20 protein-coding genes and 1 pseudogene are annotated in these 24,540 nt (G+C 70.9%); 8 read left to right on the top strand and 13 right to left on the bottom strand.

Annotation, left to right across the window (positions count from 1 at the left end; genetic code table 11):
* Window positions 1–12: 12 nt before the first annotated feature.
* The 4 genes from rhaS to ACZ62B_RS24210 form a co-directional block, all read right to left on the bottom strand.
* Window positions 13–1,098, bottom strand: a complete 1,086-nt coding sequence (gene rhaS, locus ACZ62B_RS24195; protein WP_344557125.1) for a rhamnose ABC transporter substrate-binding protein — start codon at window positions 1,096–1,098, stop codon at window positions 13–15.
* Window positions 1,099–1,194: 96 nt separating this feature from the next.
* On the bottom strand, window positions 1,195–2,175 hold the full coding sequence (locus tag ACZ62B_RS24200; RefSeq protein ID WP_344557118.1) for an ABC transporter permease: 981 nt from the start codon (window positions 2,173–2,175) through the stop codon (window positions 1,195–1,197).
* A complete protein-coding gene (locus tag ACZ62B_RS24205; RefSeq protein WP_344557109.1) occupies window positions 2,168–3,208 on the bottom strand; it encodes an ABC transporter permease in 1,041 nt (346 codons plus the stop codon). The genes ACZ62B_RS24200 and ACZ62B_RS24205 overlap by 8 nt, the downstream gene beginning before the upstream one ends.
* Window positions 3,205–4,722 carry a sugar ABC transporter ATP-binding protein gene (locus tag ACZ62B_RS24210; RefSeq protein ID WP_468728816.1) on the bottom strand — a complete coding sequence of 506 codons (1,518 nt, stop codon included), beginning with the start codon at window positions 4,720–4,722 and terminating at the stop codon, window positions 3,205–3,207. The genes ACZ62B_RS24205 and ACZ62B_RS24210 overlap by 4 nt, the downstream gene beginning before the upstream one ends.
* Window positions 4,723–4,983: 261 nt before the next feature.
* Here ACZ62B_RS24210 and rhaI point away from each other — a divergent pair, with 261 nt between their 5' ends.
* From rhaI to ACZ62B_RS24250, 8 genes are all read left to right on the top strand, one after another.
* Window positions 4,984–6,144, top strand: a complete 1,161-nt coding sequence (rhaI, locus tag ACZ62B_RS24215; RefSeq protein ID WP_468728819.1) for an L-rhamnose isomerase — start codon at window positions 4,984–4,986, stop codon at window positions 6,142–6,144.
* 115 nt (window positions 6,145–6,259) lie between these two features.
* On the top strand, window positions 6,260–8,299 hold the full coding sequence (locus ACZ62B_RS24220; RefSeq protein ID WP_469692031.1) for a bifunctional aldolase/short-chain dehydrogenase: 2,040 nt from the start codon (window positions 6,260–6,262) through the stop codon (window positions 8,297–8,299).
* Window positions 8,296–9,741 (top strand): rhamnulokinase, encoded by a 1,446-nt coding sequence (locus ACZ62B_RS24225; RefSeq protein ID WP_469692033.1) that lies wholly within the window; start codon window positions 8,296–8,298, stop codon window positions 9,739–9,741. Before ACZ62B_RS24220 ends, ACZ62B_RS24225 begins: the two co-directional genes overlap by 4 nt.
* A gap of 72 nt (window positions 9,742–9,813) precedes the next feature.
* A complete protein-coding gene (locus tag ACZ62B_RS24230) occupies window positions 9,814–10,569 on the top strand; it encodes a (Fe-S)-binding protein (protein ID WP_073935280.1) in 756 nt (251 codons plus the stop codon).
* Complete coding sequence (locus ACZ62B_RS24235) at window positions 10,566–12,044, top strand: lactate utilization protein B (protein WP_344557079.1); 1,479 nt, start codon at window positions 10,566–10,568, stop codon at window positions 12,042–12,044. The genes ACZ62B_RS24230 and ACZ62B_RS24235 overlap by 4 nt, the downstream gene beginning before the upstream one ends.
* Window positions 12,041–12,682, top strand: a complete 642-nt coding sequence (locus ACZ62B_RS24240) for a LutC/YkgG family protein (RefSeq protein WP_344557077.1) — start codon at window positions 12,041–12,043, stop codon at window positions 12,680–12,682. Before ACZ62B_RS24235 ends, ACZ62B_RS24240 begins: the two co-directional genes overlap by 4 nt.
* 123 nt (window positions 12,683–12,805) lie before the next feature.
* A complete protein-coding gene (locus tag ACZ62B_RS24245) occupies window positions 12,806–13,591 on the top strand; it encodes an ABC transporter ATP-binding protein (protein WP_344557070.1) in 786 nt (261 codons plus the stop codon).
* 3 nt (window positions 13,592–13,594) lie between these two features.
* Window positions 13,595–14,905, top strand: a complete 1,311-nt coding sequence (locus ACZ62B_RS24250; RefSeq protein ID WP_344557059.1) for an FtsX-like permease family protein — start codon at window positions 13,595–13,597, stop codon at window positions 14,903–14,905.
* Window positions 14,906–15,007: 102 nt separating this feature from the next.
* Here ACZ62B_RS24250 and ACZ62B_RS24255 read toward each other — a convergent pair whose 3' ends face one another.
* The 9 genes and pseudogenes from ACZ62B_RS24255 to ACZ62B_RS24295 form a co-directional block, all read right to left on the bottom strand.
* Window positions 15,008–15,367: a cupin domain-containing protein gene (locus tag ACZ62B_RS24255; protein ID WP_344557057.1), complete on the bottom strand. Its 360-nt coding sequence runs from the start codon at window positions 15,365–15,367 to the stop codon at window positions 15,008–15,010.
* Between the two features lie 140 nt (window positions 15,368–15,507).
* On the bottom strand, window positions 15,508–16,485 hold the full coding sequence (locus tag ACZ62B_RS24260; protein WP_469692036.1) for a threonine ammonia-lyase: 978 nt from the start codon (window positions 16,483–16,485) through the stop codon (window positions 15,508–15,510).
* Window positions 16,482–17,171: a helix-turn-helix transcriptional regulator gene (locus ACZ62B_RS24265; RefSeq protein WP_468728832.1), complete on the bottom strand. Its 690-nt coding sequence runs from the start codon at window positions 17,169–17,171 to the stop codon at window positions 16,482–16,484. Before ACZ62B_RS24265 ends, ACZ62B_RS24260 begins: the two co-directional genes overlap by 4 nt.
* 52 nt (window positions 17,172–17,223) lie before the next feature.
* Window positions 17,224–17,838: a sigma-70 family RNA polymerase sigma factor gene (locus ACZ62B_RS24270; RefSeq protein ID WP_344557052.1), complete on the bottom strand. Its 615-nt coding sequence runs from the start codon at window positions 17,836–17,838 to the stop codon at window positions 17,224–17,226.
* Between the two features lie 153 nt (window positions 17,839–17,991).
* The gene (locus tag ACZ62B_RS24275) at window positions 17,992–18,621 is read right to left on the bottom strand and encodes a hypothetical protein (protein ID WP_469692039.1); all 630 of its coding nucleotides are present in this window, start codon (window positions 18,619–18,621) and stop codon (window positions 17,992–17,994) included.
* Between the two features lie 203 nt (window positions 18,622–18,824).
* Entirely contained in the window at window positions 18,825–20,900 is a 2,076-nt protein-coding gene (locus ACZ62B_RS24280; RefSeq protein ID WP_344557049.1) for a DUF4185 domain-containing protein, read from the bottom strand.
* 17 nt (window positions 20,901–20,917) lie between these two features.
* Window positions 20,918–21,862, bottom strand: a complete 945-nt coding sequence (locus ACZ62B_RS24285) for an FG-GAP repeat domain-containing protein (protein WP_469692177.1) — start codon at window positions 21,860–21,862, stop codon at window positions 20,918–20,920.
* Window positions 21,860–23,008, bottom strand: a pseudogene (locus tag ACZ62B_RS24290) (N-acetylmuramoyl-L-alanine amidase); the annotation flags it as partial. The gene ACZ62B_RS24285 and the pseudogene ACZ62B_RS24290, both read right to left, overlap by 3 nt.
* Before the next feature lie 21 nt (window positions 23,009–23,029).
* Window positions 23,030–24,517 (bottom strand): FG-GAP repeat domain-containing protein, encoded by a 1,488-nt coding sequence (locus ACZ62B_RS24295; RefSeq protein WP_469692041.1) that lies wholly within the window; start codon window positions 24,515–24,517, stop codon window positions 23,030–23,032.
* Window positions 24,518–24,540: the final 23 nt, after the last annotated feature.

Genomic DNA, 24,540 nt, shown 5'->3' on the forward strand with positions numbered 1-24,540 from the left:
GGGAAGTGGGGATCAGAAGTCGAACTGGTCGATGTTCTCGGCGTTGAAGACGGTGGGCTTGCCGAGGTTGATCACGCCGTCCTTGCCGATGGTGTACTCGCCCATCGCGCCGGCCTTGAAGGTCTCGCCCTCCTTGCCGGTGATCTGGCCGGAGGACAGGGCGACGGCGGTGCGCGCGGCCAGCTCGCCGAGCTTGGCCGGGTCCCAGAGCTCGAACGCCTCGACGGTGCCGTTCTTGACGTACTTGCGCATGTCGTTGGGGGTGCCGAGGCCGGTCAGCTTGACCTTGCCCTTGTACTTGGAGCCGGACAGGTACTGGGCGGCGGCCTTGATGCCGACGGTGGTCGGGGAGATGATCCCCTTCAGGTTCGGGTACTCCTGGAGCAGGCCCTGGGTCTGCTGGAAGGACTGCTGCGCGTCGTCGTTGCCGTAGGCGACCTTGACCAGCTTCATGTCCTTGTACTTGGGATCCTTGAGCTCGTCCTTCATGAACTCGATCCAGGCGTTCTGGTTGGTCGCGGTCTGCGCGGCGGACAGGATCGCGATCTCGCCCTTGTAGCCGATCTGTTCGGCGAGCAGCTGCACCTCGGTGCGGCCCAGGTCCTCGCCGCTGGCCTGCGAGACGAAGGCGTTGCGGCAGTCGGGAGTGGTGTCGGAGTCGTAGGTGACGACCTTGATGCCGTTCTTCATGGCCTGCTTGAGCGCGGTGCACAGGGCGCCCGGGTCCTGCGCGGAGACGGCCATGGCGTCGACCTGCTGCTGGGTCAGGGTGTTGACGTAGGAGACCTGTCCGGCGGTGTCGGTGGCGCTGGAGGGGCCGACCTCCTTGTAGGTGGAGCCCAGTTCCTCGACGGCCTTCTGGCCGCCCTTGTCGGCGGTGGTGAAGTAGGGGTTGTTGACCTGCTTGGGCAGGAAGCCGACGGTCAGCCCCTTCTTGGTGGGCGCGTCGGGGTCGGCCTTGCCGGCCGAGGCGGCGGCACCGCCGCCCTCGTTCTTGACGTCCTCCTTGGTGGTACCGCCACAGGCGGTGGCGGCCAGGGCCAGCGAGGTGACGGCGGCGAGTGCCGCACAGGTACGACGGAGGGATGCCTTGCGCATGACGCAATCCTTTTGATGAGGGTGAGTGGAAGCGCCCCATAGGGGCGCGGGGAACTGCGCGACCAGCCACAGACGGCCCGCAGTCGTCAAGCAGCCCTATGACGTTGACGTCAGCCTTCGCGCCCTGGCCAGGGCGATCTGCCGCGCCACACGCGGCCCGAGCACGGACAGCACCAACAGCACACCGGTGACGACGATCTGCGACTGCGCGGACACGTCCTGAAGGCTCATCACGTTCTGCAACGCACCGAGCAGGAACACACCGGCGATCGCACCACCGAGCGTCCCCTTGCCACCGTCGAAGTCGATCCCGCCGAGCAGCACGGCAGCCACAACGGAGAGTTCGAGGCCGGTGGCGTTGTCATAGCGCGCACTGGCGTAGTGCAACGCCCAGAAAACACCCGTGAGGGAAGCCATCAACCCCGTCAGGGTGAAAAGGATGAGCTTCTGCCGCTTGACGCGGATGCCGGCGAACCGCGCCGCCTCCTCGCTCGCGCCGATCGCGAACAGCGACCGGCCGAACGGGGTGGCGTGCAGGGCGACGACGGCGATGGCGAGCAGCACCAGGAAGGGCAGGAAGGCGTACGGGACGAACGTGTCGCCGATGCGTCCGGCGGCGAAGTCCAGGTACTGGGTGGGGAAGTCGGTCACCGCGTCGGAGCCGAGCACGATCTGTGCGATGCCCCGGTAGGCGGCCAGCGTACCGATGGTGACGGCGAGGGACGGCAGCCCGAGGCGGGTCACCAGCAGGCCGTTGACCAGGCCGCAGACGACACCGATCACGAGGCAGATCGGGATGATCGTCTCGATGGCCATGCCCTGGTTCCACAGGGCGCCCATCACCGCGCCGGACAGGCCGGCCGTGGAGGCCACGGACAGGTCGATCTCGCCGGAGACGACGAGCAGGGTCATGGGCAGGGCGATCAGCGCGATCGGCAGGGTGTTGCCGATGAGGAACGACAGGTTGAGCGCGTTGCCGAAGCCGTCGACGGTGGTGAAGGACAGCAGCAGGACGACGACGAGCAGGGCGCCGACGACCGTGTCCCAACGGACGGCGCGCGTCAGGGACTCAGGCATGGCGGGCGTTCCTCTTCTTCAGGGCCAAGGCCACGCGCAGCGCGACGATCCGGTCGACCGCGATGGCGAGGATGAGCAGGATGCCGTTGATGGCGAGCACCCACACGGAGCTGACACCGAGGGCGGGCAGCACGCTGTTGATGGAGGTCAGCAGCAGCGCGCCGAGCGCCGCGCCGTAGACGCTGCCGGAGCCGCCGGTGAAGACCACACCGCCGACCACGACCGCGCTGACGACGGTGAGTTCGTAGCCGTTGCCGGTGCCGGAGTCGACGTTGCCGAACCGGGCCAGGTACAGGGCGCCCGCGAGGCCGGCGAGGGCTCCGCAGAAGGTGTACGCGGCGAGGATCCGCTTGCGTACGGGGATGCCGGCGAGCCGGGCGGCCTCCGGGTTGGAGCCGAGCGCGTACAGCTCGCGTCCGCTGCCGAAGTGCTTGAGGTAGTACGCCGTCGCCACGAGCACCGCGAGGGCGATCAGCGCCAGGTACGGCACGGCCGAGATGCCGCCTGAGCCGAAGTCGACGAATCCGCCGGGGAGGTCGGCGGCGGTGATCTGGCGGGAGCCGACCCAGATGGAGTCGATGCCGCGGATGATGTAGAGCGTGCCGAGGGTGACCACGAGGGCGGGCACCTGGCCGAGGCTGACGAGCAGGCCGTTGAGCAGTCCGAAGCCGATGCCGAGCAGGACGGCGAGGGCGATGGCGACGACCGGGTTCCCGCCGCCCTGGAGGTGGATGCCGGCGGCGAAGGCGCTGATGCCGAGGGTGGAGCCGACGGACAGGTCGACGTTGCGGGTGATGACGACCAGGGACTGGCCGGTGGCGACCAGGACCAGGATGGTCGCGTTCAGCAGCAGGTCCTTGATGCCCTGTTCGGACAGGAACTCGCTGTTGCCGGCCTGGGTGACGGCGATCATCACCAGGAAGACGACGAGGATGGCGAGTTCGCGCATCTTGAAGACGCGGTCCACCAGCCGGGTGGCGCCGGCCTTCGGCGCCTCGGCGACGGGGGCTTCTCCGGGAGCGGCGACCGTCATGCGGCGGCCCTCCCCGTGGCTGCGGCCATCACGGTTTCCTCGGTGGCGTCGGTGCGGGGGATCTCGGCGGCGAGCCGGCCCTCGTGCATCACCAGCACGCGGTCGGCCATGCCGAGGATCTCGGGCAGGTCGGAGGAGATCATCAGGACGGCCACGCCGTCGGCGGCGAGCTGCGACAGCAGCCGGTGCACCTCGGCCTTGGTGCCGACGTCGATGCCGCGCGTGGGCTCGTCGACGATCAGCACCTTCGGCCCGGTGGCGAGCCACTTGGCGAGGACGACCTTCTGCTGGTTGCCGCCGGACAGGGTGTTCACCGTGTCGGCGATCCGGGCGTACTTGACCTGGAGCTTGACGGCCCAGTCGAGGGAGCGGCTGCGTTCGGCGCCGCGGTCCATCAGGCCGGCCCGCACGGTCGTACGGAGTCCGGTGAGGCCGATGTTGCGTTCGATGGACATGTCCATCACCAGGCCCTGGGCACGCCGGTCCTCGGGGACCAGGGCGAGGCCCGCGGCCATGGCCGTGGACGGGGCGCCGTTGGTGAGCCTGCGTCCGTCGACCTCGACCTCGCCGGCGTCCCAGCGGTCGACGCCGAACACGGCGCGGGCCACCTCGGTGCGTCCGGCGCCGACGAGTCCGGCCAGGCCGACGATCTCACCGCGCCGCACGTCGAAGGAGACGTCGGTGAAGACGCCCTCGCGGGTCAGCCGGCGCACGCTCAGGGCGACCTCGCCCGGCGTCACGTCCTGCTTGGGGTAGAGCTCCTCGAGGTCGCGGCCGACCATGCGGCGGACCAGGTCGTCCTCGGTCATGCCGTCCAGCGGCTCGCCGGCGATCCAGGCGCCGTCGCGGAGCGTGGTGACCCTCTGGCAGATCTCGAAGATCTCCTCCAGGCGGTGGGAGATGAACAGCACCGCGGCGCCCTGTTCGCGCAGGGTGCGCACGACGCCGAAGAGGCGGGCGACCTCGCTGCCGGTGAGGGCGGCGGTGGGCTCGTCCATGATCAGGACGCGGGCGTCGAAGGAGAGCGCCTTGGCGATCTCGACGATCTGCTGGTCGGCGATGGACAGGCCGCGGGCCGGGCGGTCCGGGTCGAGATCGACACCGAGCCGCTTCATCAGGGCGGCGGTCGCGTCGTGGGTCGCACGGTGGTCGATCCGGCCGAGGGCCCGACGGGGCTGCCGGCCCATGAAGATGTTCTCGGCGATCGACAGGTCGGGGAAGAGCGTGGGCTCCTGGTAGATCACGGCGATACCGGCGTCGCGGGCGTCACCGGGACCGTGGAAGACGACGGGGGCACCGTCGAGCAGCACCTGGCCGGTGTCCGGCCGGTGCACTCCGGCGAGCGTCTTGATGAGGGTCGACTTGCCGGCTCCGTTCTCGCCGGCGAGGGCGTGCACCTCCCCGGGGAACAGCTCCAGGGAGACGTCCCGCAGTGCGCGGACCGCGCCGAAGGACTTGGAGATGCCCTTCAGCGCGAGGACCGGGGCCGGACCCGTGTCGGACGGGTGGGTCATGAGGGCTCCTCGACGACGCCGGTGGGAGGCCCTCGCGACGTCGTGAAAGGTTTCAACTGGGTTGCCGGGACGTTAGGCGCGCGACGCATGTCACGTCAATGGGTCCCGGTCGAAAAACTTTCGAGAGCTTCAAGTCTCGGCCTGGTCACGGAGGGCGGTCTTCGCCGGAGGGGTTGACACCCCTCCGGGAGACCCATAGCTTCCCGTTCTGAATCGTTTCACTCAGTGGTCGTTACGACCCGATGTCACAGGAGCCCTGACGTGACCGAGCTCGCCGCGGTGAAAGCCGCTCTCAAGACACAGGCCGTGGAGACGCCGTCCTGGGCGTACGGGAACTCGGGGACCCGGTTCAAGGTGTTCGCACAACAGGGCGTCCCCCGCACCCCGCAGGAGAAACTGGACGACGCGGCCCAGGTGCACGCGTTCACGGGGGTCGCGCCGACCGTGGCGCTGCACATCCCTTGGGACAAGGTCGAGGACTACGCGGCGCTGGCCAAGCACGCCGAGGACCGCGGGGTGAGGCTCGGCGCGATCAACTCCAACACCTTCCAGGACGACGACTACAGGCTCGGCAGCATCTGCGCCCCGGACGCGGCGGTGCGCAGGAAGGCCGTCGACCATCTGCTGGAGTGCGTCGACATCATGGACGCGACCGGTTCCAAGGACCTGAAGCTGTGGTTCGCCGACGGGACGAACTACCCCGGGCAGGACGACATCCGCGCCCGGCAGGACCGGCTCGCCGAGGGGCTCGCCGAGGTGTACGAGCGGCTCGGGGACGACCAGCGGATGCTGCTGGAGTACAAGTTCTTCGAGCCGGCGTTCTACACGACGGACGTGCCGGACTGGGGCACCGCCTACGCGCACTGCCTGAAGCTGGGACCGAAGGCGCAGGTCGTCGTCGACACGGGCCACCACGCTCCGGGGACCAACATCGAGTTCATCGTGGCGACGCTGCTGCGGGAGGACAAGCTCGGCGGGTTCGACTTCAACTCGCGGTTCTACGCGGACGACGACCTGATGGTCGGCGCCGCCGACCCGTTCCAGTTGTTCCGGATCATGTACGAGGTGATCCGTGGGGGTGGGTTCACTCCCGAGGTGGCGTTCATGCTGGACCAGTGCCACAACATCGAGGCGAAGATCCCGGCGATCATCCGTTCCGTCATGAACGTCCAGGAGGCCACGGCCAAGGCGCTGCTTGTTGACCGAGCGGCGTTGGGGGAGGCCCAGCGGGCGGGGGATGTGCTCGAGGCGAACGCCGTGCTGATGGACGCGTACAACACGGACGTGCGTCCGCTTCTTCGTGAGGTGCGGGGGGAGATGGGGTTGGACCCCGAACCGCTCAAGGCGTACAAGGCGTCCGGGTGGAACGAGAAGATCGTTGCCGAGCGGGTCGGTGGGGAGCAGGCCGGTTGGGGGGCGTGAGCGTCCGCCCTGTGCTGTTCGTCGCGGACTGCGGGTCGATCGTGGTTGATCGCGCAGTTCCCCGCGCCCCTTTGGGGCGCCCCACCTCCCCTCGTTCGAGAAGGACTGATGATCGATGTCTACCCATCCCGAAGCCGCCGCTCTGCTCGCTCGATCGCACCGGCTCGGTGCCGATCCCCGCAACACCAACTACGCCGGCGGCAACACCTCCGCCAAGGGCACCGACACCGACCCCGTCACCGGGGGTGATGTCGAGCTGATGTGGGTCAAGGGGTCCGGGGGTGACCTCGGGACGCTCACCGAGGCGGGGCTGGCCGCGTTGCGGCTGGACCGGCTGCGGGCGCTGACCGATGTCTACCCGGGTGTCGAGCGCGAGGACGAGATGGTCGCCGCGTTCGACTACTGCCTGCACGGCAAGGGCGGTGCGGCCCCGTCGATCGACACCGCGATGCACGGGCTCGTCGACGCCGCGCACGTCGACCACCTCCACCCCGACTCCGGGATCGCGCTCGCCTGCGCGGCCGACGGGGAGAAGCTGACCGCCGAGTGCTTCGGCGACACCGTGGTGTGGGTGCCGTGGCGGCGGCCCGGTTTCCAGCTCGGGCTGGACATCGCCGCCGTGAAGAAGGCCAACCCGCAGGCCGTCGGGTGTGTGCTGGGCGGGCACGGCATCACCGCGTGGGGTGACACCTCCGAGGAGTGCGAGCGGAACTCGCTGCACATCATCCGCACCGCCGAGGCGTTCCTCGCCGAGCGCGGCCGGCCGGAGCCGTTCGGGCCGGTGATCGAGGGGTACGAGGCGCTGTCCGGGGAGGAGCGGCGGGAGCGGGCCGCCGCACTGGCGCCGTATGTGCGGGCCGTCGCCTCGCAGGACCGGCCGCAGGTCGGGCACTTCGACGACTCCGACGCCGTGCTGGACTTCCTGGCCCGCGCCGAGCACCCGCGGCTGGCCGCGCTGGGGACCTCCTGCCCGGACCACTTCCTGCGCACCAAGGTCCGGCCGCTGGTCCTGGACCTGCCGCCGTCCGCCCCGCTGGACGAGGCGGTCGCCCGGCTGAAGGAGCTGCACGCGGCCTACCGCGAGGAGTACGCCGCCTACTACGCGCGGCACGCGGAGCCGGACTCCCCCGCGATGCGCGGCGCCGACCCGGCGATCGTGCTGGTGCCGGGTGTGGGCATGTTCAGCTTCGGCAAGGACAAGCAGACCGCGCGGGTGGCCGGCGAGTTCTACATCAACGCGATCAACGTGATGCGCGGGGCCGAGGCGGTCTCCACGTACGCGCCGATCGAGGAGTCGGAGAAGTTCCGCATCGAGTACTGGGCGCTGGAGGAGGCCAAGCTCCAGCGGATGCCGAAGCCCAAGCCGCTCGCGACGCGGGTCGCGCTCGTCACCGGCGCCGGCAGCGGGATCGGCAGGGCGATCGCCCAGCGGCTGGTGGCCGAGGGCGCGTGTGTCGTCGTGGCCGACCTGAACGGGGAGAACGCCGAGCGGGTCGCCGAGGAGCTGGGCGGGTCCGACAAGGCCGTCGCCGTGACCGTCGACGTGACGTCCGAGGAGCAGATCGCCGGTGCCTTCAAGGCCGCCGTGCTCGCCTTCGGCGGGGTCGACCTGGTGGTGAACAACGCCGGCATCTCGATCTCCAAGCCGCTGCTCGAGACGTCCGCGAAGGACTGGGACCTCCAGCACGACATCATGGCCCGCGGTTCCTTCCTCGTCTCGCGCGAGGCGGCCCGGGTGATGACCGCGCAGGAGCTGGGCGGGGACATCGTCTACATCGCGTCGAAGAACGCGGTGTTCGCCGGTCCCAACAACATCGCCTACTCCGCCACCAAGGCCGACCAGGCCCACCAGGTGCGCCTGCTCGCCGCCGAGCTGGGTGAGCACGGCATCCGGGTCAACGGCGTCAACCCGGACGGTGTGGTGCGCGGTTCCGGGATCTTCGCGGGCGGCTGGGGCGCCAAGCGCGCCGCCGTGTACGGGGTGCCGGAGGAGAAGCTGGGCGAGTTCTACGCCCAGCGGACGCTGCTGAAGCGCGAGGTGCTGCCCGAGCACGTGGCGAACGCCGTGTTCGCGCTGACCGGCGGCGACCTCACCCACACCACCGGACTGCACGTCCCGGTCGACGCCGGCGTCGCCGCCGCGTTCCTGCGATGAGCGCCGTGAAGTCCTACGCCGCGGTCGACCTCGGCGCGTCCAGCGGGCGCGTCATGGTCGGCCGCGTCGGCCCCGACAGCCTGGAGCTGACCGAGGCCCACCGCTTCCCCAACCGGCCGGTGCGGGTGCCCGAGGGGCTGCGCTGGGACGTGCTGGGGCTGTACGCCGGTGTGCTGGACGGGCTGAAGGCGGCCGGCGCGGTGGACTCCGTCGGCATCGACAGCTGGGCCGTGGACTACGGGCTGCTGGACGCGGACGGGGCGCTGCTCGGCAACCCGGTGCACTACCGCGACGGCCGTACCGACGGGATCGCGGAGAAGGTGTGGGCGACCGTGCCCGCCGAGGAGCTGTACGCGGCGACCGGTCTGCAGTACGCGCCGTTCAACACGCTGTACCAGTTGACGGCGGCCCGTGAGTCGGCCCAACTGGCTCAGGCCCGGCGGCTGTTGCTGATCCCGGACCTGCTGACGTACTGGCTGACGGGCGAGCAGGGCACGGAGCTGACCAACGCCTCGACCACCCAGCTGATCGACCCGCGCACCCGCGACTGGGCGCACGGGGTCGCGGAGCGCCTCGGCATCGACCTCTCGCTGTTCGCGCCGCTGCGGCAGCCGGGGGACGCGGCCGGGGTGCTGCGGCCCGAGGTGCTGGAGGAGACCGGGCTGGCCGGGCCGGTCCCGGTGACGGCGGTCGGCTCGCACGACACCGCGTCCGCGGTGGCCGCCGTACCGGCGGACGGCGAGCGGTTCGCGTACATCTGCACCGGCACCTGGTCACTGGCCGGCCTGGAGCTGGACGCGCCGGTGCTCAGCGAGGAGAGCCGGGCCGCCAACTTCACCAACGAGCTGGGGCTGGACGGCACGGTCCGCTATCTGCGCAACATCATGGGCCTGTGGCTGCTCCAGGAGTGCGTACGGGCCTGGAGGCAGCCGGATCTGGGCGCGCTGCTGCTCGACGCGGCCAAGGTGCCGGCGCTGCGGTCGGTGGTGGACGCCGGGGACGCGGCGTTCCTCGCGCCGGGGCGGATGCCGGAGCGGATCGCCGAGGCCTGCCGGGATTCGGGGCAGCCCGTGCCGGCCACGCCCGCCGAGATCACCCGGTGCATCCTCGACTCGCTGGCCCTGGCCCACCGCAAGGCCGTCGAGGACGCGCAGCGTCTCGCCGGGCGGTCGGCCGACGTCGTGTACATCGTGGGCGGCGGCACCCGCAACGCCCTGCTGTGCCAGCTCACCGCCGACGCCTGCGGGCTGCCGGTGGTGTCCGGGCCGACGGAGGCGGCGGCCCTGGGCAACGTACTGGTGCAGGCCCGTGCGCACGGGCTGGTCGGCGACCTGGCCGGGACGCGGCGGCTGCTCACCCGCACCCAGCCGCTGACGCGGTACGAGCCGCGCGGCGGTACGCAGCGGTGGCAGGCGGCGCAGGCCCGGCTCGCCCGGGGCTGACGGGGTCTCCCCCGGGCCCCCGCTCCCGCACTACCCTGCATTCACCCGATGATCGATTCATTAGGAGCCGCGATGCGTGTCGCACTGTTCCTGACCTGTGTCAACGACACGCTCTATCCGGACACCGGGCGCGCCGTGGTGAAACTCCTGACCAGGCTGGGCGTCGACGTCGACTTCCCGATGGCGCAGACCTGTTGCGGTCAGGCGCACTACAACACGGGCTACCGGCACGAGGCCGAGCCGCTCGCCCGGCACTTCTCCGATGTCTTCGGGGAGTACGAGGCGATCGTGACGCCGTCCGGGTCGTGCGGGGCGATGGTGCGGGAGCTGTATCCGCGGATGGGCGAGCGGGCCCGGGCGGAGGGCCGCGGGGACACCCTCGCGGCGACACTGGCACCGGTGGTGCCGAAGACGTACGAGCTGACGGAGTTCCTGGTGGACGTACTGGGGGTGACGGACGTCGGGGCGTACTACCCGCACAAGGTGACCTACCACCCGACCTGTCACGGGCTGCGCGGGCTGGGCCTGGGCGAGCGGCCCCTGCGGCTGCTGCGGGCGGTGAAGGGGCTGGAACTGGCCGAGCTGCCGGGCGCCGAGGAGTGCTGCGGCTTCGGCGGCACCTTCGCCCTGAAGAACTCCGACGTCTCGGCGGCGATGGGCACCGACAAGGTGCGCAACGCCGAGTCGACGGGCGCCGAGGTGCTGTGCGCGGCGGACAACTCCTGTCTGATGCACATCGGCGGAACGATGACCAGGCTGCGGACCGGCATGCGGCCGGTGCACATCGCGGAGATCCTGGCGAGCACGGAGGAGGAGCCTGCCGTATGAGCGGGACGTTCGTAGGCATGCCCGCGTTTCCCGCCGCCGCGCGGGACGCCGTGCGCGACACCACCCTGCGCGGCAATCTGCGGCACGCCACGCACACCATCCGGGCCAAGCGGGCGAGCGCCGTCGCGGAGGTCTCCGACTGGGCCGAGCTGCGCGAGGCCGGCAAGCGGATCAAGGACCACACGCTCCGTCATCTCGACCGCCACCTGGAGCGGTTGGAGGAGTCGGTGACGGCGGCGGGCGGCACCGTGCACTGGGCCACGGACGCCGACGAGGCCAACCGGATCGTCACCGAACTGGTGAAGGCGACCGGTGAGTCGGAGGTCGTCAAGGTCAAGTCGATGGCCACGCAGGAGATCGGGCTCAACGAGGCCCTGGAGGCGGCGGGCATCGCCGCCTACGAGACCGATCTCGCCGAGCTGATCGTGCAGTTGGGCAAGGACCGGCCCTCGCACATCCTGGTGCCGGCGATCCACCGCAACCGCGGGGAGATCCGGGAGATCTTCGCCCGCGAGATGAGCGAGTGGGGCCGCCCCGCCCCCGAGGGGCTGACGGACACGCCCGCCGAACTCGCCGAGGCGGCGCGGCTGCACCTGCGGGAGAAGTTCCTGCGCGCCAAGGTGGGCATCTCCGGCGCCAACTTCATGGTCGCCGAGACCGGCACGCTGGTGGTGGTGGAGTCCGAGGGCAACGGGCGGATGTGCCTGACCCTGCCCGAGACGCTGATCTCGGTCGTCGGCATCGAGAAGACCGTGCCGACCTGGCGGGACCTGGAGGTGTTCCTGCAGACCCTGCCGCGCTCCTCGACCGCCGAGCGGATGAACCCGTACACGAGCACCTGGACCGGCACCACCGACGAGGACGGACCGCGGAACTTCCACCTGGTCCTGCTGGACAACGGCCGCACCGACACCCTCGCCGACGAGGTGGGCCGGCAGGCGCTGCGCTGCATCCGCTGCTCGGCCTGTCTGAACGTGTGCCCGGTGTACGAGCGGGCCGGCGGCCACGCCTACGGCTCGGTCTATCCGGGGCCGATCGGCGCCATCCTCAGCCCTCAACTCCGGGGCACCGGCAGTGAGATCGACGCGTCCCTGCCGTACGCCTCGTCGCTGTGCGGGGCCTGCTACGAGGTGTGCCCGGTCGCCATCGACATCCCCGAGGTGCTGGTGCACCTGCGGGAGCGGGTGGCCCAGGGCGGGGAGGTGACCCGGGGCGGCAACAAGGTGGTGCTCAAGCCGGCCAAGGGGCACGCCGCCGAGCGTGCCGCGATGCGCGCCGCCCGCTGGGCGTTCACGTATCCCGGAGCCCTGCGCACCGGCCAGCGGCTCGCCTCGCGCACCCGCCGCCTCCATCCGCGCGCCCTGCCGGGCCCCGGCCGGGCGTGGAGCGGGACCCGGGACCTTCCGCCGGTGCCGGCGGAACCGTTCCGGGACTGGTGGCAGCGTACGCGGGGCGGGAAGGGAGCGGCGAAGTGAGCAGCAGGGAACGGATCCTGGGCCGGGTGCGGCGGGCCCTCTCCGACGTACCGCGCGACGACACCCCGTACGAGCGGGCGGTCGCCCGTGACTATCTGCGCGAGCACGGTGAGCGCACCGCCGAGGAGACGGTGGACCTCCTCGCGGAGAACCTGGCCGACTACCGGGCGGTCGTGCACCGTACGGACGCGGCCGGGCTGGCCGGTGTCGTCGCCGGGCTGCTCGCGGCGCGCGGTGCGTCCTCGGTGCTGGTTCCGCCCGGTCTCGACGAGGGCTGGCTCGCGTCGACGGAGGTGACGCGGGTGGCGGACCGGGCGGAGAGCACTCCGCACGAGCTGGACCGGGTCGACAGTGTGGTCACCGCCTGCGCGGTCGCCGTCGCGGAGACGGGCACGATCGTGCTGGACGGCTCCCCCGACCAGGGCAGGCGCCGGATCACCCTCGTCCCCGACCACCACATCTGTGTGGTCCGCGTCCCGGACCAGGTCGTCTCCTCCGTCCCCCAGGCGCTCGAACGCCTCGACCCGGCCCGCCCGCTCACCTGGATCTCCGGCCCCTCGGCGACCAGTGACATCGAACTCGACCGGGTGGAGGGCGTGCACGGACCGCGCACGCTGGAGGTCGTGCTGGTCGGGTGAACCCCCTCGGGGGGTGTCCCTGACTACACCCCCTGATACGGGTTCTGCGCCCAATGTGGCGCGGCCGTCTCCTCCGTAGCGTCTTCGGCATGGCACAGGACGTGCCGGACGGAGGAGATGACGATGTTTCGCAACGGCGCACGACGCGACCACGACTCGGGACCCGCCCCCGAGGCACTGCGCCTGGTCAAGGTCACCAAGTCCTACGGGACGGCGGACAGTTCCGTGACCGCCCTCGACGGGGTGACGCTCGGCCTGCCGCGGGGCACGTTCACCGCGGTGATGGGGCCGTCCGGCTCGGGCAAGTCGACGCTGTTGCAGTGCGCGGCGGGCCTGGACCGGCCGGACAGCGGGATCGTACGGGTCGACGGGACCGAGCTGACGGGCGGCGGCGAGGCGGAGCTGACGAAGTTCCGGCGCGGGCGGATCGGGTTCGTCTTCCAGCAGTACAACCTGCTGGAGACGCTGACCGTCGCGCAGAACACCGTGCTGCCGCTGAAGCTGGCCGGCAGGCGCGTGGACCGGAGGCGGGCGCGGGAGATCCTCACCGCCGTCGGCCTCGGCGACCGGCTCGGGCACCGGCCCGACCAGCTCTCCGGCGGTCAGCGGCAGCGCGTCGCGATCGCGCGGGCGCTGGTCACCGAACCCCGGGTGATCTTCGCGGACGAGCCGACCGGCGCCCTGGACACGCGCAGCGCGCGGGAGGTGCTGCGGCTGCTCCAGGAGGCGGTGCGGGTGCACGGGCGGACCGTGGTGATGGTGACGCACGACCCGGTCGCCGCCTCCTACGCCGACAGCGTGCTGTTCCTCGCGGACGGCAGGCTGGCCGGCCGGCTGGACGCGCCGACGGCGGACGCGGTGGCCGAACGGCTGGCGCACCTGGGCGACGACACGATGGCGGGGGTGTGAGCCGTGTTCGTACTGGCCCTGCGGTCGATCCGGCGACGCCCCGGACGGTTCCTCGCGACGCTGCTGTCCGCCTTCCTGGGCGCGGCGATCATCATGATGTTCAACTCGATGCACGACACGGCCGGACAGCCGGGCGTGGACGCGGTGAGCTCCGACACCCTGGGCACGGCGGCCGGCGTCGTCGGCGGGTACGGCACGCTGCTGGTGCTCTTCGCCGTCGCCTCGACCCTGACGGTGAACGTGCGGCAGCGGGCGGCCGAGCTGGAGCTGCTGCGCTGCTCGGGGGCGACCCCGGCGCAGATCAAGCGGATGGTCGTGGGTGAGGCGGTGGCCGTGGCCCTGGTGGGCGCGGCGCTGGCGATCGGCCCGGCGATGCTCGGCGGGCGGGTGCTGCTGGACATGTTCCAGGACGGCGGTCAGGTCGCGCGGTCGGTCGAGTACTCGTTCGGCCCGATCGCGCTGCTGTCCGGAGTGAACATCACGCTGCTGGCCGCGGCGGGCGCCGCGTTCCTCGCCGTGCGGCGGGCGACGCGGCGCGGCAGGGAGCGGGCCGGTGCACGGCGCGTCCTGGCGTACGGCGCACTGGCCGCCGGGGCCGCCGGGGCGGGCTCGACCTTCTTCTTCTCCGCGACGGACGAGATGCTGATGGCGCCGCCCGCCCAGGGGGCGATCATGCTCTCGGTGGGGTTCGCGCTGATGTCGCCGCGGCTGCTGAAGGGCGTACTGGACCGGCTGGCGCTGAGCGGGGCGAGCGGGTGGCTGGCCGTGCGGAACCTTCGGCAGCGGGCCGGGGAGCTCGCCGGGATCCTGGTGTCACTGATCATGTTCACGGCCGTGTCCACGGCGACGCTCACCATGCAGGCGGTGGAGAGCGACGCCGTCGCGGCCTCGGGCCTGGTGAAGTCGGTCGACGCGAAGAACCTGGAGACGCTCAACCTCACGGTCGTCGGCATCATCGCGGTCTTCGTCTGCGTCATGCTGGTCAACTCGCTGTACGCGGCGACGACCTACCGCTCCCGCGAGTTCGGGCAGCAGCGTCTGGCGGGGGCCACTCCGGGGCAGGTGCTCGGCGTGGTGGGGGCCGAGGGCGCGATCCTCGCGGTCGCGGGGGTGTTCTTCGGCACGGTGGCCGCGCTGGCCGGGGTCGTCCCGTTCACGGTCGTCCGCACCGACGGGGTGCTGCCGGACCAGTTCCTCGGCACATGGCTCGCCACGGTGGCGGTGACGGCCGCGGTGACCCTCGGGACGAGCCTGGGCACGGCGCGGCGCGTGCTGCGCACGCCGGCGGTGCGGGCGGTCGCCGTCACCGCGTGAACCCCGCCCGGCCACCAGGGGCGTCCGCCGCGGCGGGCGCCCCTCGGCCGTTTCCCGCGGCCCGGGGCGCGGGACCCGGCCGACTCGGGTGGTGTGTGCCGGCTAGTCGGCCTTGGCGTACTCCTGGGCCATGCCGCCCGCGAAGTCGTACACGACGACCTGGTCGTCCCCGACGACCCACGCGTCGTGTCCCGGCGGGCAGACGAAGACGTCGCCGGGGCCGACCTCGCCCTCGGCTCCGTCGTCCATGCGGATGCGCATGCGGCCCTGGACCACGTAGCCGTTGTGGTGGATCTGGCAGCTTTCCGTCCCCGCGATGGGGCCGACGGACTCCGACCAGCGCCATCCCGGCTCGAAGGTGGCCACGGCGAAGTCCAGCCCCGTCATGTGGACGGCTTCGAGATGGCCCCTGGGGAAGTCGCGCCGCTCGTCGGGCTTCTCCAGCATCTTGACCTCGAACATGCCCCTTCTCCCTTCCGGTCGTCGCGCCGCACGACCGGGTCCGGTCTCCGTCTGTCCCGAACGGCACCGGCGGGGCCGGGCCCCACCACTTCATCGTCCGTCCGTCCACTCGGTGCCGCCATTCGGGTGAAGCCGGTCCGTCAGTCGTCCGGACCGCAGAGCCGGGCGAAGCGGTCGGCGTCGATGTTGCCGCCGGACAGGATCAGGCCGACGCGGGGCGGGAGAGGGCCCGCGCGGCCGGTGAGCAGTGCGGCGAGCGGGGTGGCGCCGCTCGGTTCCAGGACGATCTTCAGCCGTTCGAAGGCGAACCGCATCGCGTCCCTGATCTCGTCGTCGCCGACCAGTACGATCCCGTCCAGGAGCCGCCGGTTGAGGGAGAACGTCAGCTCGCCCGGGGTGTGCAGGGCCTGGCCGTCGGCGATGGTGCGCGGGACCGGGATGCTGACGCGCCGGCCCGCCTCCAGGGACCTCTTGGTGTCGTCCCCGGCCTCCGGCTCCACGCCGATCACCCGGGTCTCGGGGTGCAGGCCCTTGACGGCGGTGGCGCTTCCGGCGATCAGTCCCCCGCCGCCGACCGGTGCGAGCAGCGCACCCAGCTCCCCCGCCTCCTCGACGAGTTCGAGGGCCGCCGTGCCCTGCCCCGCGATGATGTGCGGGTGCTCGTAGGGCGGTACGAGGGTCAGGCCCCGCTCGGCGGCGAGGGCCTCGGCGATGGCGACCCGGTCGCCGGTGTACCGGTCGTAGGTGACGATCTCGGCGCCGTACCCCTCGGTGGCCGCCCGCTTCGACGGCGGGGCGTCCTCGGGCATGACGATGACGGCGGTGGTGCCCAGCTCCCGGGCGGCCAGGGCGACGGCCTGGGCGTGGTTCCCGGAGGAGTAGGCGGCGATGCCCCGGGACAGCTCGTCGGGGGTGAGCCGGGAGGCCGCGTTGTAGGCGCCGCGGAACTTGAAGGCGCCCACGCGCTGGAGGTTCTCGCACTTGAGGTGCACCTCGGCGCCGGCGAGCGCGTCCAGGGTGCGGGAGCGCAGGACGGGCGTGCGGTGTGCGACGCCCTTGAGGCGCTCGGCGGCGGAACGGACGTCGTCGAGGGTGACCGGCGGGGTGGTGGTCGTCACGTGGTGCCTCCGGCGGGGGTCGGGTCGGTCGTCGTCCTGGACTGGGAGAGGTAGCTGTAGGCGGAGGCGCGGGAGATGCCGAGCCGGCCGGCGACCTGCTCGACCGCCCGTCGCACGGCGAAGACACCGCGGGCGTCCAGGTCCCGGAACAGCCGCAGCCGTTCCTCGCGGTCGAGCTGGGCCCAGCCCCGGTGCTGCCGCAACCGGTGGGCGTCGACGATCGCCTCGACCACGGAGTCGATGTCATTGCCGAAGGCGGTCGTCGGCGGTTCGGCGGAACCTGCGCCGAGACCGGCGAGGGCGCCGAGCAGGGTGTGCGCCTGGCCGACGGCGGTGACGTCGACGTTGACGCACAGGGCGCCGAACACCGCTCCCGCGGAGTCCCGCAGCACCATCGTGGAGGATTTCACGAGGGTCCCGGTCCCGGTCCGGGTGACGTAGTTGAGCTCGTCGGCGGCCTCGTCGCCGCGGGCCAGCATCCGCATGCCGATCTCGCTCATCGCCCCGCCCACCGTCCGCCCGGTCACGGAGCCGGCCACGGCGACCACCGATCCCTCCGGGCGGCGGTAGTCGTGCAGCACCACCTCGCAGACCGGCCCGAACGTCGCGGCGATCCCGTCGACGAGCGGCGCCAGCGCGGCGAGGATCGCGTCCCTCTCGGCGTCCCGGCCCTGTGCGGCCACCATGAGCACACCTCCCGTCCTCTTTCCTTAGACTACACGTCCAGACGCTGGATTCTCAGTCCAGACCAGTTCTCCGTACGGCCGTGTCCGCCTCCTCCGCCTCGGTGACGAGGGCGGCGAGGGCCGTCCGCGCACGGGCGACACGGGAGCGGACGGTGCCGACCGGACAGTCGCCGAGGGCCGCCGCCTCCGTGTACGGCAGCCCGAGCAACTGGGTGAGGACGAACGCCTCCCGCCGCTCGTCCGGCAGCCGGTCCAGCAGGTCGAACAGCACGATCCCGTCGTCGAATCCGGGCAGCCCGCGCGGCTGCGCCCGTTCCACGGCCAGCTGCCAGTCGGAGACATCCGCCGTCCGGGGCCGTACGGCCGTGTACCGGTGGCTGTCGGCCACCGCGCGGCGGGCGATGGCCAGCAGCCAGGTGCGCGCCGAGGAACGTCCCTCGAAGCGGTGCAGGCTGCCGAGTGCCCGCAGGAACGTGTCCTGGGTCAGGTCGTCCACCGCCTGCGGGTCGGCGCACAGCCGGGCGACGTAGCGGATGACGTCACGGTGCAGGGCGCGGACGAAGCGGTCGACGGCGTCGGAGTCACCGCCGCGTGCGGCCAGCGCCCAGGCGGTCGCCGTGTCGTCGGCGGGTCTTCCGGCAGGGGTGGGCAAGGTGGGAGTGATCACCTGAGGTCCTTCGCGGAGGAACCGGGAACCGCGGGCGTGCGCGGGCCCGGTCGGCGGGGATACGGCCGCGGGCGGTACGCGGAACAGGGCTGTACCGGCACACGGCCGAAACCCGGGGCGCGCAGGGGCGGCCCGGGGTGTCACCGGCTGCCGTCAGGCGGCAGCGGCCCCGGCGGGCGGACCGCGTGAGGTGATCGCGTGGACGAGGAGGAGACGCGGCGCGCGGCGCGAGCGGCGGCGCCGGCGGACGCGGAGAACCGGACGGCGCGGCGGCACCGGCGTGAGGAACAGCGGCCGCACCGGGGCGGCCAGCCATCCGCCGACGGCCCGCAGCACCCGGAACACCGCCCGCTCGCCGTACCCGAGCCACAGACCGCACAGCAGTGCGGCCAGCAGGTGGGCGGCGAGCATGCCGGCGGAGGAGTCGCCGGAGGGTGCCGTGTGCCCCTCCATGCCCATGCTCGCCCCCGCGGGCATGGGCATGGTGTGCATGCCGTGCGGCATCGCTCCCGTGTCCATGGGGCCGACGGAAGGGCTCACGAGCGAGAAGGCCGAGTGCAGAACCGTCTGGGCCGCGACGGCGACGGCGGTGATCAGCGGCAGTCCGCGCTCACGCCCCGCGAGCCCCCAGCCCACGGCACCGGTCACGACCCAGCCGGCCGCCAGGATCCAGGGGGGAACGTGGTCGCCGGACATCATGACGTGCCCCAGGGCGGCGAGCACGACGCAGACGGCCGCGAACACCGCGGCCCGTCCCGTGCGAGCACCCCACCCAGCAGTCATGGCCCCTCATCGTCGCATCCGGGCCCAAGCGGTCACCCGTGGATACGGTTTCTCCCACGCTCGCGACTCATTCCCCGACATGTGATCCAGAACACCCCTCGGAGTGACCGGAGTTGTGGGAGAAGGGAAAGGCCCGGCCGGCCGTGGTCCCGTACGGGGAGCGGGAACCACGGTCGGCCGGGCCGGTCAGGGGGCGGGTGGTGTCAGAGGCTCGTCTCTCCGGCGAGGCCGAAGAAGTCGTGCCATTTGCGTCCGTCGACGAAGCCGTCCGTGCCGTTGGACACGTTCACGTAGACGTCGGCCAGGTCGTTGTGGGTGAAGGTGACGATGTCGTCCATGCCGTCGCCGTCGTAGTCGCCCACGTACGGGAACTCGCCGTCTGGGGCGAAGTAGTCCGCCCACTTCCGGCCTCCGCCGAAGACCGCGCCGTCGGACAGGGCCACGTAGACGTCGCTCGCCTCACCGCCCGTGAAGGTGATGATGTCGTCCAGGCCGTCCCCGTCCACGTCGCCGACGCGCGGCCGCTCGCCCTCCGGGGCGAAGTGGTCGTGCACCTTGCGCGGGGCGCCGAACCGGCCGCCCTCGTTGAAGGCCACGTACACGTCGTCGGAGGCGTCCTGGGTGAAGGCGATGATGTCGTCCAGGCCGTCCCCGTCGACGTCGCCGACGGCCGGGAACTGGGCCCAGGGCGCGAAGTCGTCGTGCCACTTCTGACCTTCGCCGAAGGTGCCGCCGTCCGAGAGGGCGACGTACACATCGGCCGTGTCCTCGCGGGAGAACGTGATGATGTCGTCGATGCCGTCGCCGTCGAAGTCGCCCACCGCGGGCACCTCACGGCCGGGGGCGAAGTGGTCGTGCCACTTCTCGCCCGTGGCGAAGGACTTGCCGTCGGAGACGGCGACATACACGTCCGCGTTCGTGCCGTGGGTGAAGGTGACCGCGTCGTCCTTGTCGTCGCCGTTGAAGTCACCGGTCAACGGGGTCTCCCCGCCCGGCGCGAAGTGGTCGTTCCACTTCACCTCCCGGCCGTCGAACCCACTGCCCGTGGACCTCGCGACATAGGCGTCGGCCCGGTCGTCCTGGGTGAAGGTGACGATGTCGTCCTTGCGGTCGCCGTCGAAGTCGGCCGGGGAACCGCCCAGCATGCCGCCGCCGGTGAGCCGCACCCGCATCAGGTACACGTTGTACGGCTGCCACTGCGACATCGTGAAGTACAGGTACGGGCTGTTGGAGTCGGCCGACCACGGGTGGATGAACGACCCGTACAGCTGCGGGTAGTCGGCACCGGACGCGACCACCTGCTTCCCGCTCCACGGCCCCCACGGCGTCGCCGAGGTCCGCATCACGATCGAGCCGCCCGGGTCGTCCAGGTACATCATCACGAACCGGCCGAGATAACGGCTGTACTGCACGGACAGTTCACCGACCGGAGCCCCGGCGATCGGCGTCGCGGCGTACGAGTCGGTCACCCAGGTACCGCCGGTCCAGTACCGGTAGGCACCGGGCTCCAGGAGCTGCCCCTCGGGGACGCGGGACAGGAACACGTCCCCGAAGCGGCCGTTCTTGGTGCCGTACAGGTAGACGTAGCCACCCTGCTTGAGCATCGCCGCCATCTGGAACTTGTTGCCGAAGGACGCGTCGTTCTGCCAGCGGGCGTCGGCGTCCTTCACCCAGTTCTCGCCGTTGTCGTCCGAGTAGGCGATGCCCGAGTAGTTGGTGAACCACTCACCGCCCTTCGCGCTCCAGCGACGCACGGACATGTAGTGCATGTACTGCCGATCGCCGACCGAGATGCCGGCGGTGGGGATGGTGGTCAGCTCGTCGTTGTCGACGCGCTTGCACGGCAGGACCTGCTTGGCGTGGCCCGGGCGGTCCGTCGCCATGCTGTCGATGCTCATGCCGTCGGCCAGGTTGCGGTCCGCGCTGCGCGCCACCAGGTTGCAGCGCCAGTCGAGCGTGGCCTGGTCGCCGACGGCGGCCCCCGGTCCCGTCCAGCCGTTGCCGTAGGAGTCGCCGAAGGCGGTGAGGATCTCGCCCTTGCCGTTGTCCCACATGATGCCGAGGTCGGTCGCCTTCAGCTGCCAGCGGACGTCGGTCGCGCTGGTGGAGCCGGGCCCGGTCAGCTTGGCGACGCGCTCGGCGCGCGAGACGACACCGGCGGCCTGGACCTCGGCGGTGCTCGCCGAGGCGGCGGGCGAGGCACCGGCGAACAGTGAGCCGATGACCAGGGAGGCCAGCGACAGTACGGCCGGGAGAAGTCTCCCGGTAGTGCGTTTCACCACGTGTTCCTTTCCGGTCAGAGGCTGGTTTCGCCGGGGGTGCCGAAGAAGTCGTGCCATTTGCGGCCGTTGACGAAGCCGTCGACGCCGTTGGAGACGGCCACGTAGACATCGGCCTCGGCGTTGTGGGTGAAGGTGACGATGTCGTCCTTGCCGTCACCGTCGTAGTCACCGACATACGGGAACTCGCCGGAGGGAGAGAAGAACTCGTTCCACCGCGCCCCCGGACCGAACGTCGTGCCGTTCGACAGAGCCACATACACGTCCGACTCGGCGCCCTGGGTGAAGGCGATGATGTCGTCCTTCTTGTCACCGTTGACGTCACCGACCCGCGGCTGCTCACCGGCCGGGGCGAAGTGCTCGTGCACCAGCTCGCCCGCACCGAACCCGTTCGCCCCGTTGGACAGAGCCACATACACGTCCGCCGTGGCACCCTGCGTGAACGCGATCAGGTCGTCGTCACCGTCACCGTCGATGTCACCCAGCGCCGGAAACTCACCAGCGGGCGCGAAGAAGTCGTGCCAGACCGTGGCCGGATGGAAACCGTCCCTGCCGTTGGACAGGGCGACATACACCTTGGCGTCGGCGTCGTGGGTGAACGTCACGATGTCGTCGAAACCGTCCGCGTTCACATCACCGACCGCCGGAACCTCACCGCCCGGGGCGAAGTGGTCGTGCCAGACCGTCGCCGGACCGAACCCGCCACCGTTGGACAAGGCCACGTACACGTCCGACTCCGCACCCTTGGTGAACGTCACGACGTCGTCCTTGTCGTCACCGTTGAAGTCACCACTCAACGGCGACTCGCCGCCCGGCGCGAAGAAGTCGTGCCACACCTTCGCCTCACCGAACCCCTCACGCGTGGAGGCGGCGACATAGACATCCGCCTCCGGGTTCTGCGTGAACGTCACGATGTCGTCCACACCGTCACCCGTGAAGTCCGTCGGCGAACCGGCCAGCATTCCGCTGCCACCGCTGGTGACAAGCTGCATGTAGTAGTTCCAGTTCCAGTGCGGTCCCGGATCCGTGTGGTCGTTGCCCGGCAGCTCGTTGTGGCCCAGGATGTGCGCCCGGTCCTTGGGGATGCCGTGCTGGTCGCACAGGTGCCGGGTCAGCGCGGCGGAGGAGCGGTACATGGCGTCGGTGAACCACGAGGCGTTGTCGACGTACCCCTCGTGCTCGATTCCGAGCGACGACGGGTTGGCGCTGCGGGCGTGGTACGCGGTGTCGGAGTCACGCACCATCTGGGTGACATCGCCGTCCGAGGAACGGATCACGTAGTGCGAGCTCACACCGGCCGAGCCGTTCTGGAACCAGCTGATGGAGCCCGCGTACGAGCCCTGGGTGACATGGATGACGACCTTGTCGATCCGCGCCGAACGCCCGGGCTCGTAGTTGTTCGCATGGGCGGGAACCCAGTGGGCCGGCCCGTAATCGGCGCTCAGGACGGAGACTTCGGCCTGCTCGCCGTCGCCGGTGGAGCTTCCGAGCGGGCGTGCCTTCTCGTACTCTCCGCGCTCCGGTTCGACCTTCCGCGGCTTCACGGTGACGCGCTCGCCGCCCGGCACCTTCTGGGCCAGCCCCTGTCCGAGGAAGCCGTACACGGTGTCGGCGTACAGTCTTGCCGTGCTCGCCCGGTCCGCGCCTCCGTACTCGGCGACGGCGGGATACCACTCGCCGATACGGTCCCGCTCGCCGGCGTCCAGTCCGAGGGCGTCGGCGTAGGACCGCAGGACGGCCGCGCCGCCACGGATGTTGGCGCCGGTGTCGCGCTTCAGCTCGCCGGCCGACAGACCGGTCAGCTCGGCCGCGGTCTCCAGGGTCCGGCGTTCCGGGTTGCTGACGAGGTGCATCACCCCGTAGCCACCGGACGCGCTCGGCTTGCCGGCGTGGCCGTCGAGATGGGTCTCCCCGTAACCGACGGCGACCAGGAGGTCGCGTGGAACGTCGAACTCCTCGCTCGCGACGGCGAAGGCGTCGTTCATGACGGTGTCGTCGACCGGGGCGGCGCTCGCCCGGCCGGTCAGGGTCAGTGCGGAGGCGAGCACGGCGACGAGCAGGGCCGCGCCCGGTCCGGTGCGTCTGCGGTTGGGTGGATGCTGGGACATGGGTTCCCCCTGTTGTGGAAGCTAGAGGCTGGTTTCGCCGGGGGTGCCGAAGAAGTCGTGCCATTTGCGGCCGTTGACGAAGCCGTCGACGCCGTTGGAGACGGCCACGTAGACATCGGCCTCGGCGTTGTGGGTGAAGGTGACGATGTCGTCCTTGCCGTCACCGTCGTAGTCACCGACATACGGGAACTCGCCGGAGGGTGAGAAGAACTCGTTCCAGCGCGCTCCCGGACCGAACGTCGTGCCGTTCGACAGAGCCACATACACATCCGACTCGGCGCCCTGGGTGAAGGCGATGATGTCGTCCTTCTCGTCACCGTTGACGTCACCGACCCGCGGCTGCTCACCGGCCGGAGCGAAGTGCTCGTGCACCAACTTGCCCGCACCGAACCCGTTCGCCCTGTTGGACAGAGCCACGTACACGTCTGCGGTGCTGCCCTGGGTGAACGCGATCAGGTCGTCGTCACCGTCACCGTCGATGTCACCCAGCGCCGGAAACTCACCAGCGGGCGCGAAGAAGTCGTGCCAGACCGTGGCCGGGTGGAAGCCATTGCTGCCGTTCGACAGGGCGACATACACCTTGGCGTCCGCGTCATGAGTGAACGTCACGATGTCGTCGAACCCGTCCGCGTTCACATCACCGACCGCCGGAACCTCGTGCCGCTGTGCGAAGAAGTCGTGCCAGACCGTCGCCGGACCGAACCCGTCGCCATTGGAGAGCGACACGTACACGTCGGCCTCGGGACCATGCGCGAAGGTGACGACGTCGTCCTTGTCGTCGCCGTTGAAGTCACCGGTCAGCGGGGTCTCGCCGCGCGGCGCGAAGAAGTCGTGCCACAGCTTCGCCCCACCGAACTCGCTGGTCGTGGACGGCGCGACATAGGTGTCCGCCTCGGGGTTCTGCGTGAACGTCACGATGTCGTCCACACCGTCGCCCGTGAAGTCGGTCGGGCCTCCGCCGAAGAGGCCGGAGCTGCGCTCCGCCTCGGCCAGCAGTGCGCGGGCCTTGTCCTCCGATTCGTCGTAGCGGGACGGGAAGCCGGAGCCCTGGACGCTCTGGGCGAGCTGGCCGGCGGTGTAGCCGGGGTATTTCCGGTCGTTGGCGATGGCACGGGTGACGAACTGCGTCGCCGCGTACCAGGGGTCCATGATCTGCTCGACGGTGCCCCAGCCGTAGCTCGGCCGCTGCTGGAAGACGCCGATGGAGTCCTTGTCGCCGCAGGCCAGGTTGTTCATGTGCGACTCGACCCAGCCGGCCTCGAAGGCCGCCAGGGTCACCTTCGCGTTGGCGTTGTGGGTGCGGGCGACGCGCAGCACGTTGACGAGGACGTTCGGATCGTGCGTCGACGGTACGTAGCACGAGGCGTCCAGAACCTCGGCGTTGGCCATGTTCTTGGGCGGCTTCGGCGACGGGTCGGCGGCCTGGGCGGGCGTGGCACCGGCGGCTATCAGGAGACCTGCCGCCGCCAACCCGGCGGCGCAGGCGGACAGACGTCTGTGACGTGGCATGGGTGTGCCCTTTCGGATCGGGA

It is taken from the genome of Streptomyces sp. NPDC053426, from assembly GCF_055585405.1.